Here is a 12,930-nt window from a genome sequence, read left to right as displayed (position 1 = left end):
AGCGACCGGGCGAGAGCATGCCACAACAAGACCTCGTTTCAAGTCGCCAAGGCCCAATCAATATGCAAGCCCACCAAGTCACTTGCGCCCGCACGCGCCTGCATCAAGGCGGTACGCAGCTCCGCATGATCGGCCGCACGCAAGGCATTGCCCATCGCCACGGCCAGATTGCGCTGCCAGCGCTCGAAGCCGATGCGGCGGATCGCGGAGCCCTCGGTGCGGCGCAGGAACTCGGCCTCGTCCCAGGCCCAGAGTTGCAGCAGACCCGGCGCTTGCAAGGCCGCGCGGGCATCAAAGTCCGGCAGCAAAGCTTTTTGAGCAAACTTGTTCCAGGGGCAGGCGAGTTGGCAGTCATCGCAGCCATAGATGCGGTTGCCGATCAAGGGTCTCAATTCGAGTGGGATCACGCCGGCATGCTCTATCGTCAGATAGGAAATGCAGCGCCTTGCGTCAAGCCGGTAAGGTGCCACGATGGCCTGGGTCGGGCAGACATCGATGCAGGCCGTGCATTGACCGCAATGGGCCGTAACGGCCTCGCTCAGCGGCAGCGGCAGATCGACATAGATCTCGCCCAGAAAAAACATCGAACCGGCCTCGCGGTGCAGCGTCAGCGTGTGCTTGCCGCGCCAGCCCAGGCCCGAGCGCGAGGCCAGTTCGACCTCCAAAACCGGCGCCGAATCGGTGAACGCGCGGTGGCCAAAAGGGCCGATCACACCGGCCAGCTTGGTCGCCAACTGCTGCAAGCGGCTGCGCAAAACCTTGTGATAGTCGCGCCCTCGGGCATAGATCGACAGCTGAGCGCGCAGCGGGTCGGCCAGGCCTTGCCATTCGATGGCCTGCCAATCGGCTGATGTGTCGCGCGGCAAATAGTCCATCCGCGCGGTCAGCACGCGAATGGTGCCGGGCACCAGTTCGGCCGGCCGGGCACGCTTCAGGCCATGCGCCTGCATATAGTGCATCTGGCCGTGAAAGCCGGCCTCCAGCCAGGCCAGCAAACCGGGCTCGGCCGAGCTTAAATCGATATCGGCCACGCCGATCTGGGAGAATCCCAGCTCACGCGCCCAGCCGCGCAGCTGCTCCAGCAGTTCGGCCAAGGTTTTTGCATCGAACTCATCATTCATCTTCTGTGGAGCTTGCGTCATTTGCGCATTCTAGAAACTCAGTCACTGCTTTGGCCCGATGAGGCCGCTTGCGAGGCTTTTGCCCGCTCATTTGCCAAGGCCTTGTGCGCCGACGCTGAGCCGCTCAATGCCAGCATCGAGCTGCATGGCCAACTCGGCGCCGGCAAGACCAGCCTGGTGCGCCACCTGCTGCGTGCGCTTGGCGTTGAGGGGCGCATCAAAAGCCCCAGCTACGCGGTGATGGAGAGCTATGACTTGAGCGACAGCGCACCGCAGGTCGGTGAAGTTAGCCATTTTGATTTCTATCGCTTCAGCGACCCGCGCGAATGGGAAGACGCCGGCTTTCGCGACATCTTTGCCGCGCCCGGTTTGAAGCTCAGCGAATGGCCCGAAAAGGCTGTCGGCGTGCTGCCGACGGCCGACCTGCAAATCTGGCTTGAGGTGCAGGAAGACGGCAGCCGCAGCGTGCGCCTGCTCGCCGGCAGCGCCTGGGCCGTCGATGTTTTGCACCGTCTGGGGGCCAAGCCATGAGCGCCCGACGTGAGGCGCTGCGCGCGATGGGCGCCCTGGCTTTGGCGCTGCGCTTGCCCAGTCCGGCGCAGGCGGCCGCCGCCTTCAGCAGCATCATCGCGGTGCGTGTCTGGCCGGCCAGCGATTACAGCCGCGTCACGCTGGAGTCCGACAAACCGCTGCAGGCCAAGCATTTTCTGGTCGAGAGCCCGGACCGTTTGGTGATCGATATCGAGGGCTTGGAGCTGAGCGCCGGCCTGCGCGAATTGCTCGGCAAGGTGCGCGCCGATGACCCCTTTATCGGCGGCGTTAGAGTCGGCCAGAACACCCCGCGCGTGGTCCGTTTGGTAATCGATCTGAAACAGCCGGTGGCGCCGCAGATCTTCACGCTGGCGCCGGTGGCGGCCTACCAGCACCGGCTGGTGTTCGACCTCTACCCCAAGCAAGCAGCCGACCCCTTGTTGGCCCTGCTCAAGGAAAAAGAACAGGCCGAACAGGCCGCCGCGCAGTCGGTGCAAGACGCGCTGGGCGAGTTGATCGGGCGCATCGACAAAGCCCCGACAACGCTACTCCCGCCCCAGCAGCCGCCACTCGTCGTGCAGACACCGGTGCCATTGCCGGCTTTCCCGGCTGCATCGGCAGCGGCAGCGGGTTCCAAGCCCGAGCCCCTGCCCGGCTTCAATCAAGCCCGCCTCGACCGTCTGATCGTGATCGCCATCGATCCCGGCCATGGCGGTGAGGATCCCGGCGCGATTGGCCCCTCCGGCCTGCGTGAAAAAGATGTGGTGCTGGCGGTCGGCCTGAAACTGCGCGAGCGGCTCAATAGCAATCCGAATATCCGCGTGATGATGACCCGCGACGCCGACTTCTTCGTGCCGCTGCATGAGCGCGTCAACAAGGCGCGACGGGTCCAAGCCGACCTGTTCGTGTCCATCCATGCCGATGCTTTTTTTACACCCAAAGCGCGCGGCGCTTCGGTGTTCGTCCTTAGCGACGGGGCGGCCAGCAGTCAAGCGGCCAAGTGGATGGCCAGCAAGGAAAACGCCGCCGATCTGGTCGGCGGGGTGAATGCGGGAGCGGTCAAAGATGCCGGCGTGTTGAAGGCGATGCTGGACATGAGCACCACCGCGCAGATCAAGGACAGCCTCAAGCTCGGCCGCGAGGTCTTGGGGCAGATTGGCCGGGTCGGCAATCTGCACAAGCGTCAGGTCGAGCAGGCCGGTTTTGCGGTTCTGAAGGCGCCCGATGTGCCGTCCATCCTGGTCGAGACGGCATTCATTTCAAACCCGGAGGAAGAAGCCAAGCTGCGCGACCCCGACTATCAAGCCGAGTTGGTCGAAGCACTGGCCACCGGTATTGCGCGTTACTTCGCCAAGAACCCACCGCTAGCCAGGCACCGGGCGCTGACTTAGCCTGGCGGCAAAGCGCATCAAGCCGCGCTTGTCAGTTTTTTTCGAATTTGAGCCAAATCTCGGGCTCGCGGAAACTGTCAAAGCTTGAACTCAGTAACTTGAATCCGGCGCGCTCGAAGTACTGCACGACGCTGGCTCCGTTGTCCTTGATATTGGTGCCAAGCTCGTATTTGGCACCATGGGCTTCGTCATTCCAGTCCCCCATATCCGGGTAGGGCAGCACGACAAATAGCGCGCCAGCGGGTCGCAAGATGCGGTGGAATTCCGCCAGGACCTTGCTCGGCTGGTAGGCATGTTCCAGCGAATGGGAGGAGTAGACGATGTCAAAAGACTGCGCCTCGAAGCAGCAGAGATCGTGCATGTCGCGCTCGACCACCTGGTAGCCGCTTTGCTCGGCCATGTCCAGTTTGGACGGGTTGAGCTCCACCCCAACGACGTCCGTAAACCCCATTTGCTTGAAATGGCGCAGGCCCACGCCGTCACCGCAGGCGATGTCGGCGATGCGCAGCTTGCGAGGAACCTCCGCAAAGACAGCATGCAGATAGCGCTGCTGCCCCTGCTCCCATTTGGGCACCGTGATTTCATGGGAAGCCCATTTGTCGGTCTGGTAGCCGACATAGGTTTGGTAGTCCGGAACAATGTCTTGGTAGGTCTTGACCGGAGACGGCGTCAGGTTTGAGCTCATGCGGATTTCCATGGTGGCAATATGTGCTTGCACGGTAGCCCGCATTACCGGCCTTGATTGCTCGATAAGACGGCCAGCCCGGCCGCATCTCGCAAAGTTGCGGCATTCCGCGGGTTTGAACCGCGCTTGAACCGCGCTTGGTGAGCCGACAAGGTCGCCATCGCTGGTCCGCGGATCGGCCGAAATAGCTATCAGCCCGGCCCTGGCGGCCCCATCAGTCTTCGTTGCGCGCCGTCGTCAAGCGGGATCGAATTCATTTCATGCCGGAGCTCAGCCTTTGTTTGCGGCAACAGCGGCCGCGTGCTTCTTTTGCTTGGTCCGGATTCCGCCGACGATGATGACCAGGCCCGGAATGATGATCAGGGCCCAGATGATTTTTTCCAGATTGTTTTTGACCGCCGGCACATTGCCAAAGGCATAACCGGCCAGCGTGACGCTGCCGACCCAGAGCAAGGCGCCGGTGATGTCATAGAAGGTGAATTTGCGCCGGGTCATCTGCGCCACACCCGCCACAAACGGCGCAAAGGTGCGCGCAAATGGCATGAAGCGGGCAATCACCAGCGCCACGCCGCCGCGCCGCTCATAGAACTCATGCGCCTTGTTGAAGGCGTCACGGTTGAAAAAGCGCGAGTGCTCCCACTGGAACACCTTGGGGCCGAAAAATCGCCCAATCGTGTAGTTGGTCTGGTTACCGGCGACGGCCGCCGTTAGCATCACCGCCATCGCAATGGGCAGGCTCAGCAAACCGGTACCGCACATTGCGCCAACCACGAACAGCAGCGAGTCACCGGGCAAGAAAGGCATCACCACCAAGCCGGTTTCGACAAAGATGATCAAAAACAGCAGGCCGTAAATCCAGCCGCCATAGAGCCCGGTAAAGGTCGCCAGATGGCGGTCGACGTGGACGATGAAGTCAATCAGGGTGCTTAGGAGTTCCATGGCCGCGGATTATGCTGCAGCCGTTTGACATGACCCGACCGCCCAAGCCCTTGCGGCCCAAAAACATCAGGCACGAGGCCGCTGCAACTGCAGCAGCAAAGCGACCAGCTTATTGATATCGAAGGGCTTGCCCATGTGCTCGTTCATGCCCCCGGCCAAACAGGCTGCGCGGTCACTGTCCAAGGCATTGGCGGTCAAGGCAATGATGGGCAATTCCGTCAGGCCGAGGTCTTCACGGATATGGCGGGTGGCGGTATAGCCGTCCATGACCGGCATCTGCAAGTCCATCAAGACCAGGTCAAAGGACTGCCGGCTTGCGGCCAGCTTCTCCACCGCCTCTTGCCCATCATTGGCGACCTGCACGATCGCTCCTTCATCCTCAAGAAGCTCTAGCGCGATCTGTTGGTTATTGAGGTTATCTTCGACCAGCAGCAAGCGCAGGCCGGCCAGGCGCCGCTCGGGCCTGGCACGGCCAGGCTCGGCCACCGGGGCGCTAGGAACCAAGACAGCGGGAGTTGGAGCGGGCACAGCGGTGGCCGGCTTGGCCGCCGCAGCAGCGCTGGGTTTCAAGGCATTCAGCGCCACCGACAAAGCGTCCAGTGCCGCCGCGCCCGCCGCAATGCGCTCGGCAAACTCGGCCAACCAAGCCGCGTCGGGTTTTTCGTTCTGTTTGAGCTTGGCCTCGCCGGCCGCGGCCAGCTTGGCCAAGGCATCGCCGCCCAGCGTCGCCACCAAGCCCTTGAAACTGTGGACCGCAATCGTCGCCTGGCCGAAGTCCTCGGCCGCCAGCCAGGCTTGCAGCTGCTCGGGCAATTGCAAGGCACTGGCAGCCAGCGAACTGGCCATGCGCTGGAACAGCCCTACCTTGCCCATCATCCTGTCCATCGCGCCCTGCACGTCAAAGCCCTGGCTTGCGGCCAAGGCACGCAGCTCGTCGGGCACCGCCAGCGTCGGGAAGACGCGTTCGGCGGGTACGGCAGGCGTGGGCGCAGCAACCTGGACAGGCGCTGGAACCGGAACCGGAACCGGAGCTGGAGTTGGAGCAAGGGCCGGAGCAGAAACTGCGGGCGCCGGCGCCGACGGTTTCAAAGTGTTCAAGGCCTGCGACAGCCCTTCCAAAGCCTTGGCTCCGGCGGCGCTTTGAGCGGCGAATTCGGCCAGCCAGACCGCGTCGGGTGCCTCATTCTGTTTGAGCTTGGCCTCGCCATCCGCCGCCAACAGGGCCAAGGCATCGCCGCCCAGCGTCGCGACCAAGCCCTTGAAGCTGTGCACGGCCAGCGCCGCCGAGGCGAAGTCTTTGGCCTCCAACCAAGCCCGCAGTTGTTCGGGCAATTGCAGGGCCGAGGCCGCCAGCGAGGTCGCCATGCGCTGAAACAGGCCGGTCTTGCCCATGAATCTATCCATCGCGGCCTGCACATCGAAGCCTTGCGCGGCGGCCAAGGCGCGCAGGTCAGCGGGCACCACCAGGCTCGGGAAGACTCGTTCGGCCGGAGCCGCCGGCTCGGGCTCCGCAATCGGCCTTGCGGGCGTGCGGCTGACAGCAGCCACAGCGGGCAGCGCAGCCAAAGGTGCCACCGCCACCACCTTTGGCATTGCGGCCGCGGCGCCCAAACGCAGGACCAGGTCGATCAATTTATTCACGTCAAAAGGCTTGGCGATATGCTCGTTCATGCCGGCCGCCAAGCAGTCGCGCCGATCCGAGGCGAGCGCGTTGGCAGTCATGGCGACGATGGGCAGGTTCTGCAGCCCAAGCTCGCTGCGGATGATCAGGCAGGCCGTAACGCCGTCCATCACCGGCATCAGCATGTCCATCAGCACAACCCGGTAGGCCTGCGGATCGGCGCGCAACAAGTCCACCGCTTGCTGGCCATCGCCGGCCAAGTCCACCTCGGCACCCGCGTCTTCGAGCAGCTCCTTGGCCAATTGCTGATTGTTCAGATTGTCATCAACCACCAACAGCCTCATGCCGGCCAAGGGTCGTTGACCGGATTGGGATTTAGGCGCGGCGATGCTGCGCGGGCCCGCGGCGGCGGCATGCCTGGCCTCGCGTTGATGAGCGAGCAAGGCGCGGCGCAACATCGCTGCGGTCAGCGGTTTGAGCAAAATGATGTCGATGCTGGCCTGCTCGACCTCGCTGTGCTTTGAAATCAATTCCTGATCCTGCGAGGTCACCAGCGCCGCGATCAGCAAGGGATGCTGATCGGCCATGCCAGCAGGAGCTCGAGCCTGCCCCTGCTGATGCTGCTCACGCAAACGCTGCAAGGACTTCCAGCCATCGTCTTCACTGGCATGGGCGCCGATGCGCCAGTCCAGCAGGACCGCTCGGCTGCTGCGCCCGGCCGCTTGCAAATCCCGCAGAATCGTCAGTCCTTGCTCCAGATTTGCCGCCAACGCGACCTCCAAACCGAGGCTTTCCACCAAACGGGCCAGCACGCGCTGGGCGTCGGCATTCTCTTCGACGATCAAGACCGGCCGGCCCTCCACTTCCGTGAGCGACTCTGGCGAGAGTTCGTCCACCGCGGTCGTTGCCAAGGGCAGCTTCAGCGTGAAGCAAAAGCGGCTGCCCTGCCCCAGCGCGCTTTCCAGGCCCAGTCGCCCGCCCATCAAGCCAACCAAGCGCTGGCTGATGGCCACGCCCAGCCCGGTGCCGCCAAAGCGGCGCGAGGTCGAGGCCTCGGCCTGCGAGAAGCCGCTGAAAATGCGCTCATGATTCTCCGGCGCGATGCCGATGCCGGAGTCCTTGACGGACAACTCCAACGTCACCGACTCCGCGTCGCGTTCCTTCAGCACCACCGACAAGACCACCTCGCCCTTGGCCGTGAACTTGATCGCATTGCCACATAAATTGATCAAGACCTGCTGCAAGCGCATCGCGTCGCCGACCATTTGATCCGGCAAGCCGGGGTCGATGTCAAACAGCAATTCGACGGGCTTGGTGCCCAGATTGGCGGACAAGATCACCGACAGATCGGCCAAGAGTCGGTCCAGACTGAAGGGCTGTAGGTCCAGCGTCATCTTGCCGGCCTCGACCTTCGAGAAATCCAGAATCTCGTTCAACAGACCCAGCAAGGAACGCGCCGCGCCCTCGGTCTTGCTCGCGTAGTCGGCCTGGCGGGGCGTCAATTCGGTGCGCTGCAGCAGCGTCAACATACCCAGAATGGCGTTCATGGGCGTGCGGATTTCGTGGCTCATATTCGCCACGAACTGGCTCTTGAACTGTGAGGCCACTTGAGCGGCCTCGGTGGCAATGACCAATTCAGTGACGTCGACCCGCAGCCCGACGATATGGCCGTCGGCCATCCTGCGCTCGACATTGCGCACACTGCGGCCGTCGTCCAGCCTCTGCACCAGGCTGCTGTTGCCGGTTTGATGCACGGCGACTCGCTCGGCCACCCATTCCTCGATGCGCCCGGCCGCGTCGGGAAACTTGCCGCTGCGGGCCCCCGCGTACATCATTTCCTCGAAGCTGACGCCGGGCACGATCAGGCCGGGCACGTAATCGAACAACTGCTCAAAACTGCGATTGCACAACACCATCTTGTCGTCGGGGTCGAACAGGACGAAGGAGCCGTCAATCGCCTCGATCGAGCCGCGCAGCAATTTGGTGCTGCGCGCAAGGTCGGCCTCAATCTGGCGCCGGGCGCCAATATCCTGCAAGGTGCCGACCATTCTGGCGGCACCTTTGTCGCTGAACTCGACCTCACCGACCGCGCGCACCCAGGTCTCCCGCCCCTTGAATGTGGTGAAGGGCATCTCAAGATCGAAGCCCTCGCCCTTCTCGATGCCGGCTCGCAGCGCCTCGGACATCAAGGCCCGCGAATCGGCCGAAAACGGCCGCTGGCTATCGGCAAAAGTGGGCTGATGGCCGGGCTCGACCTCGTGGATCAGGCAAGTCTGGTCCGACCACTGAATCTCGTTGCTGAGCAAATCGACCGACCAGCCCCCCATGCCGCTGATTCTGGCCGTGCGGTCCAGGAAGGCGCGGCTTTCATGCAGCTCATATTCGGCCTGCTTGCGCCCGGTGATGTCGATCAGCGTGCCGGCCATCCAGCGCGGCCGCCCGTCACTGCTGCGGCTGAAGAGCTTGCCGCGCGATTGCGCCCAGACCCATGAACCGTTTTTGTGCCGCATGCGGCCTTCGAACTCGTAGGCAGGCGTCTCGTCGTCGAAATGCCGACCCAGCAAGACGGCGGCGCGCGTCACATCGTCCGGGTGATTGAAACTGCTCCAGGTCTCGATGGTGGTGGCGCCCAACTCCTCCAGCGTGTAGCCGACGATTGCGGCCCAACGTTGATTGAACTTGGTTTCGCCGGTTTCGACATTCCACTCCCAGGTACCGGCATGGGTGCCTTCGATGATGTTGTTGAGCGCCAGGCGTTCGCGCCCGAGTTCGCGTGCGGCCATCGCGGCGGCCGTGACGTCGGTGCGGATCGAGATGTATTTTTCGACCTTGCCGGACGCACCCATAACCGGCGAAATAAGCGTATCGACCCAGTACAGCGCGCCACTCTTGCTGCGGTTGCAGACTTCACCGCGCCAAGGTTTCGCGGCGCTGATTTGTTGCCAGACCATGGCCCAGAAGCCCGCCGGCTGGTGGCCGGAATTGACAATACGGTGATCCTGCCCCAACAGCTCTTCGCGGCTATAGCCGCTGATGCGGCAAAACTCATCGTTGGCCATGATGATGCGGCCATCCGCATCGGCGATAGACACGATCGAGTGCAGATTGAGCGCAGCGATCACCTCGTCTTTGTCTTCGTCCCTTGGAACACCGGACTCCATCATGTCGACAGCCCCTCGATCAGTTCGGCGCAAAGCCGCATTGCGAGTTCGAAATCTAGCATGCCAACGGCATCGTCAAGCGCGCGCATCTTTGCACTGATTTCCTCTTGCTCTTTGGCTGCCCCCGACTGAACGCAGTAGCTTTTGAAAACCTGCGCCATATGGTCCATGGCCGCCATATCGGCGTCCTGCAGCAGCAAGGCCAGCCGCTGCAACTCGGTGCGCAACAGCGTCACATCGAAGGCCTGGGCCCGGGCTTGTGCAGTTTGGATCGCGGCAATGGCCTGCGAACTTGCCTGCAAGGTGGCCTGCAGCCCAGTCAAGCCCGGCAACGCGGCCTCGATCGCCTTGCAGACCGGCCGCGCCAAGTCGAGCGCCTGCTGGCGGGCTTTGTCCCGATTTTGGTCCTGGTCATCCGCCGCGAGCGCCAGCAATTGCTTCTCGGCCCGCGCGGCGGCGGCACTCAGCGGGACCGCGCCCAGCGTCGCCGCCAAGCCCTTCAAGGTGTGCATTTGGCGTATTGCACCCAAGCGGTCGCCTTGCGTCAGCGCCGAGCGCAATTGCTCGGGCATGCGCGCCAGATCGCTGACGAAGCTGCGCAACATGCGGCCATAGATCTCTTGCTTGCCCCCCAAACGCTGCAAGGCCTCGGCCAGTTCTACGCCGGCCGCAGTCGCCTGCGCGCTCAAGGCCGAATCCAGTTGAGGCTCGCTCGGCCTTGGCCCGGCCTGCGCTTGGCGACCGGCCAGACGCAGCACAACCCGCACCAAGTCATCCAACTCGAAGGGCTTGCCAATATGGTCATTCATGCCCACGGCCAGGCAGGCTTCGCGGTCGGAGCTCATCGCGTTGGCCGTCATCGCAACAATCGGCAGATTCAGCAGACGCAAGTCCTGTCGAATCGTGCGCGCTGCCGTCAAGCCGTCCATCACCGGCATCTGCAGATCCATCAAGACGACATCAAAGGGCGGCGCCATCGCGGCGACGGCGGCCACGCCTTCCTGACCATCGTTGGCAATTTGCACGGTCGCGCCCTCGTCTTCCAACAACTCGCGCGCGACCAGCTGATTGTTGAGGTTATCTTCGACCAAGAGCAGGCGCAGACCCGCCAAGCGGCGCTCCAGCACAGCCGCTTCATTTGGGGTGGCGGCTGTTGACTCCATCACGGCCAAGCCCGCCGTGCCACTCCTGCTCCTCAGCGCCCGCGCCTGAGACAGCGCGTTGGACAACATCGCGCTGGTGACCGGCTTGACCAAATAGCCATCCAGCAGCGCCTGCTCCTGTGGGCTGCGCTGCGCCAAGAGCTCGCGGTCCTGCGCCGTCACCAGGGCCAGCAGCAGCGGAATCGGCCGCGCACCCAGCGCGCGCACGCCTTGGCAGGTTTGCCAGCCATCCAGGCCCGGCAACTGCCAGTCGACGAAGATCGCCTCATAAGGGCAAGCCTCGACGCCCCGCGGGGTCTGAGTAGTTCGCTTGCCCAGCAAGGCCAGCCGCTGCAGCGCCGCTTCGCCGCTGCCCAACACCTCGGCCGCCCAGCCCAGCGACGCGCACATGCGGGCCAGCAAGTCGCGCGCCTGCGGGTCATCCTCCACCACCAGCACGCGTGGCGCCGCGGCCGTGGAGGCCGAATTTGCTGCGGCGTCGACCGGGGCATGGGACAAACCCGGCGGCAGTTCCTCGTCCATTGCCAGCGGCAGACTGATGGTGAAATAGAAGCAGCTGCCTTGGCCGAGTGCGCTCTCCAGCTCGAGCTTGCCACCCATCAGCGCGACCAGACGTTGGCTGATCGCGACGCCCAGGCCGGTGCCGCCGTAACGCCGCGTGGTGCTGCTCTCGGCCTGAGAGAAACCACTGAAGATGCGTTGATGGTTCTCCGGCGCAATGCCGATACCGGTGTCACGCACGCTGATTTTCAACGTCGCCACCGAGGCATTGCGCTCCATCAGTTTGACCGCCAACACCAGCGAACCCTCGGCCGTGAATTTGAGCGCGTTGCCGCTCAGATTGATCAAGACCTGCTTGAGCCGCAAGGCATCGCCGATCAGGCTGGGCGGCAACTCGGGGTCGATGTCGAAGAGGATTTCGACCTTCTTCTTGGCACCCAGATTGCTCGACAAGATCACCGACAAATCGGTCAACACATCCTCGAACAGGAACTGCTGCGGATCCAACGTCATTTTGCCGGCCTCAATCTTGGAGAAGTCGAGGATCTCGTTCAGCAGGCCGAGCAGGGAGCGCGCCGCCCCCTGCGTTTTCTCGGTGTAATCAAGCTGGCGGCTGCTCAGCTGCGTTTTGCCCAGCAGGGTCAGCAAGCCCAGAATGGCATTCATCGGCGTGCGCAACTCATGGCTCATATTGGCCAGGAAGTCGCTCTTGGCCTGGTTGGCCGCATCGGCCAGCTGTTTGGCCAGGGTCAGCGCCTGCTGGGCAAATTTGTGCGCGCTGATGTCGGTGCGAATCGAGATGTATTTTTCCACCCGGCCGTCGGCGCCCTGCAGAGGAGCCACTACCGTGTCGACCCAATAGAGTGAGCCATTCTTGGCGCGGTTGCAGACCTCGTGCCGCCAAGGCCTGCCGCTGGAGATGTCGGCCCACATATCGACCCAGAACTCTGCCGACTGTTCTCCCGAATTGACGATACGGTGGTTGGCGCCGATCAACTCCTCGCGGCTGTAGCCGCTGATGGCGCAAAAAGCATCATTGACCTCGGTGATGCGGCCGGCCCGATCAGCCACCGACACGATCGCATGCAGGTGCAGCGTGCTCAACAGCGCCTGACTGTCGCGCAGCGCGGCCGACAACTTGAGCGCGTCGGTCTTGCTGCGACTGATGTCGGTGCGGATAGAGATGTATTTTTCCACCTCGCCGTCGGCGCCCAGCAAGGGCGCCACCACCGTGTCGACCCAATAGAGTGAGCCATTCTTGGCGCGGTTGCAGACCTCGTGCCGCCAAGGCCTGCCGCTGGAGATGTCGGCCCACATATCGACCCAGAACTCTGCCGACTGTTCGCCCGAATTGACGATACGGTGGTTGGCGCCGATCAACTCCTCGCGGCTGTAGCCGCTGATCGTGCAAAACGCATCATTGACCGCGGTAATGCGGCCGGCACGGTCGGCCACCGAGACGATGGCATGCTGATTCAAGGTTGTCAGCAAGGCCTCGTTGTCGCGCTTGAACTCGTCATCGCGCGCTTGTACGAGCTCGCTGGTCTGTTGGTGGGTCCGGCCTAGATAGACCCACACCCACAGCAGGCCCAAAGCCAGTCCACTCAGCCTCAACATGAACCAGAGCCAAACCGGCAAGTCCCTGGGATAGGACTCCGAGAGCACTGGCCACTCCCCGGCGATCAGCAAGAGCAAGGCCAAACCGGCCAGCGGCAGCAGCTTGCGCCACGGCTGGCCGGTTTGCTTGTTGTGGCTGGGCTGCTTCATGCGGACTTGCCCCTCGGTCAGCCTCGCACTCAAGCAAGCCGTAAGTTCGG

At 63.1% G+C, this 12,930-nt stretch carries 7 protein-coding genes; 2 read left to right on the top strand and 5 right to left on the bottom strand.

Translation table 11 applies throughout. The features are described 5' to 3' along the window. Positions 1–38: 38 nt before the first annotated feature. Positions 39–1,142, bottom strand: a complete 1,104-nt coding sequence (gene queG, locus LNV07_RS12745; RefSeq protein WP_263571538.1) for a tRNA epoxyqueuosine(34) reductase QueG — start codon at positions 1,140–1,142, stop codon at positions 39–41. Here queG and tsaE point away from each other — a divergent pair, their 5' ends adjacent. Next, positions 1,143–1,652, top strand: coding sequence for a tRNA (adenosine(37)-N6)-threonylcarbamoyltransferase complex ATPase subunit type 1 TsaE (gene tsaE, locus LNV07_RS12740; protein WP_263571537.1), 510 nt, complete (start codon positions 1,143–1,145; stop codon positions 1,650–1,652). Then, complete coding sequence (locus LNV07_RS12735; protein WP_263571536.1) at positions 1,649–3,043, top strand: N-acetylmuramoyl-L-alanine amidase; 1,395 nt, start codon at positions 1,649–1,651, stop codon at positions 3,041–3,043. The genes tsaE and LNV07_RS12735 overlap by 4 nt, the downstream gene beginning before the upstream one ends. Before the next feature lie 31 nt (positions 3,044–3,074). Here the strand turns inward: LNV07_RS12735 and LNV07_RS12730 are convergent, their stop codons facing one another. From LNV07_RS12730 to LNV07_RS12715, 4 genes are all read right to left on the bottom strand, one after another. Next, the gene (locus LNV07_RS12730; RefSeq protein WP_263571535.1) at positions 3,075–3,728 is read right to left on the bottom strand and encodes a class I SAM-dependent methyltransferase; all 654 of its coding nucleotides are present in this window, start codon (positions 3,726–3,728) and stop codon (positions 3,075–3,077) included. Positions 3,729–3,998: 270 nt separating this feature from the next. Further along, positions 3,999–4,667 (bottom strand): DedA family protein, encoded by a 669-nt coding sequence (locus LNV07_RS12725; protein WP_263571534.1) that lies wholly within the window; start codon positions 4,665–4,667, stop codon positions 3,999–4,001. Between the two features lie 66 nt (positions 4,668–4,733). After that, positions 4,734–9,452: a response regulator gene (locus tag LNV07_RS12720; RefSeq protein WP_263571533.1), complete on the bottom strand. Its 4,719-nt coding sequence runs from the start codon at positions 9,450–9,452 to the stop codon at positions 4,734–4,736. Beyond that, positions 9,449–12,880: a PAS domain-containing hybrid sensor histidine kinase/response regulator gene (locus LNV07_RS12715; RefSeq protein ID WP_263571532.1), complete on the bottom strand. Its 3,432-nt coding sequence runs from the start codon at positions 12,878–12,880 to the stop codon at positions 9,449–9,451. The genes LNV07_RS12720 and LNV07_RS12715 overlap by 4 nt, the downstream gene beginning before the upstream one ends. Positions 12,881–12,930: the final 50 nt, after the last annotated feature.

The sequence above is a fragment of the Roseateles oligotrophus genome (genome assembly GCF_025717515.1).
GTDB lineage: Bacteria > Pseudomonadota > Gammaproteobacteria > Burkholderiales > Burkholderiaceae_C > Paucibacter_A > Paucibacter_A oligotrophus.
Note: the sequence above shows the minus strand (reverse complement) of the source record. Positions and strands in the feature narration are given on the sequence as shown.

Excerpts from the sequence above, each read along its gene's own strand:
- queG (WP_263571538.1), bottom strand. The coding sequence starts at position 1,142 with ATGACGCAAGCTCCACAGAAGATGAATGATGAGTTCGATGCAAAAACC.
- LNV07_RS12735 (WP_263571536.1), top strand. The coding sequence starts at position 1,649 with ATGAGCGCCCGACGTGAGGCGCTGCGCGCGATGGGCGCCCTGGCTTTG.
- LNV07_RS12730 (WP_263571535.1), bottom strand. The coding sequence starts at position 3,728 with ATGAGCTCAAACCTGACGCCGTCTCCGGTCAAGACCTACCAAGACATT.
- LNV07_RS12725 (WP_263571534.1), bottom strand. The coding sequence starts at position 4,667 with ATGGAACTCCTAAGCACCCTGATTGACTTCATCGTCCACGTCGACCGC.
- LNV07_RS12720 (WP_263571533.1), bottom strand. The coding sequence starts at position 9,452 with ATGATGGAGTCCGGTGTTCCAAGGGACGAAGACAAAGACGAGGTGATC.
- LNV07_RS12715 (WP_263571532.1), bottom strand. The coding sequence starts at position 12,880 with ATGAAGCAGCCCAGCCACAACAAGCAAACCGGCCAGCCGTGGCGCAAG.